At 61.2% G+C, this 1720-nt stretch carries 2 protein-coding genes; both read left to right on the top strand.

Translation table 11 applies throughout. The annotated features are described in order from the left end of the window. The coding region (locus WCA53_RS01975) for an aldehyde dehydrogenase family protein (protein WP_423904926.1) at positions 1-1142 on the top strand (1142 nt) is incomplete at its 5' end. An 18-nt stretch (positions 1143-1160) separates the two neighbouring features. Then, a partial coding sequence (locus WCA53_RS01970) for an SDR family NAD(P)-dependent oxidoreductase (protein WP_423904924.1) occupies positions 1161-1720 on the top strand: 560 nt, incomplete at its 3' end.

Below are 1720 nucleotides of genomic sequence, written 5' to 3'. Positions count from 1 at the left end.
ACGCGGGCCTGAGCGACAAGATCGAGGGATCTGTCATTCCAACGGGCAGGTCCAACATGTTCGCCTTTACTCGCCACGAGCCGTTGGGCGTGGTCGCGCTAATCACACCATGGAATTCACCGCTCCTTCTGTTGACGCACAAGCTGGCCGCCGCATTGGCCGCCGGTAACGTCGCTGTCATCAAGCCATCCGAGTTCACCTCGGCCTCGACGCTTCAGTTCGCGGAGCTCTTCGCGCAGGCCGGCTTCCCGGCCGGTGTGGTCAATGTCGTTACCGGCTATGGGCACGAAGCTGGAGCAGCACTGGTCGCGCATCCGGACATAGCGAAAATCGCCATGACCGGGTCGGAGGCTGGCGGCCGCGTCATCAATGAGACAGCAGCGCGCGATTTTAAGCAGGTGACACTGGAGTTGGGCGGCAAGTCCCCGAATATCGTGTTCGAAGACGCGGATCTTGACGCCGCCGTGGTAGGCGCCATCGCTGGAATTTTCGCTGCCAGCGGGCAGACCTGTATCGCCGGCTCGCGGCTTTTGCTCCAGCGTTCGATTCACGATCAGTTCGTCGAGCGGTTGACGCAGACGGCTGGGGCCGCGCGAATTGGCGATCCGATGCAACCGGACACTCATGTCGGTCCGATGGCGACACTGCAGCAGTACGAGAAAGTACTTAGCTACATCGACATCGCCAAACAGGAAGGCGCAAATTGCGTGTTGGGTGGTGGGCCGTACCGCGGACCCGGCGCGGAGGGAGGCCGCTTCATCGAGCCGACGATTTTCACCAACGTGCATAACGGCATGCGCATCGCGCGCGAGGAAGTGTTCGGGCCCGTGCTTTCGATCATTCCGTTCGAAACCGAGGAAGATGCCTACCAGATCGCGAACGATACGCTTTACGGCCTTGCCGCCGGCGTCTGGACGTCGGACATGGGGCGGGCAATGCGTGCATCTGAGCTTCTGCAAGCAGGCACTGTCTGGGTCAACACCTACCGGGTCGGCGGCTGCGCCACACCTTTCGGCGGCTATAAGCGCAGCGGGTTCGGCCGAGAAGGAGGAGTTGAGGCAATCCACGAATGGTTGCAAACCAAGACTGTGTGGATCTGTGGCAAGCCAGACACCAATCAGCCGTTCGTCATGCGGCACTAGTCTGAGACCGAGAAAAATATGGAAATCAAGCAGAAGGGCTGCGTCGTCACAGGCGCGGGCAGTGGCATCGGCCGAGGCATCGCGTTGGCGCTGGCCGACGCCGGCGCCAGCGGGATCATAGTCGCCGACGTGCAGCTCGAACGAGCCGAGGCAGTGTGCGCGGAAATCGAAGCGAAGGGGGGGGTGGGCCGCCCCTTCCGATGCGACGTGCGCCAATCCGAATCGGTCGAGAAGCTGGCGGACTTTGCGTGGGACACATTGGGACACGTAGAGATCCTCTGCAACAACGCTGGCGTCATCGCAACCGGACCGGGATTCGACACAACCGACGAGGATTTGCGGTGGCAGTTCGAGGTGAACGTGTATGGCGTGTTCAACGGTTGCCGAGTGTTCGGCAGGCGTTTCCTTTCTAATGGCACGAAAGCGTGGATTTGCAACACTGCCTCGCATCATGCCGTGGGCACACCGACCGCGGGCGTCGCGACCTACGTCGCCACCAAGCATGCAGTACTCGGTTTCGTCGACGCGTTTCGTCTTGAATACGGGGAAAGCATCGGCTTCAGTGTGCTGTGCCCTGG

Origin of the sequence: Caballeronia sp. (assembly GCF_049581465.1) — a bacterium.
Classification (GTDB): Bacteria; Pseudomonadota; Gammaproteobacteria; order Burkholderiales; family Burkholderiaceae; genus Caballeronia.
Note: the sequence above shows the minus strand (reverse complement) of the source record. Positions and strands in the feature narration are given on the sequence as shown.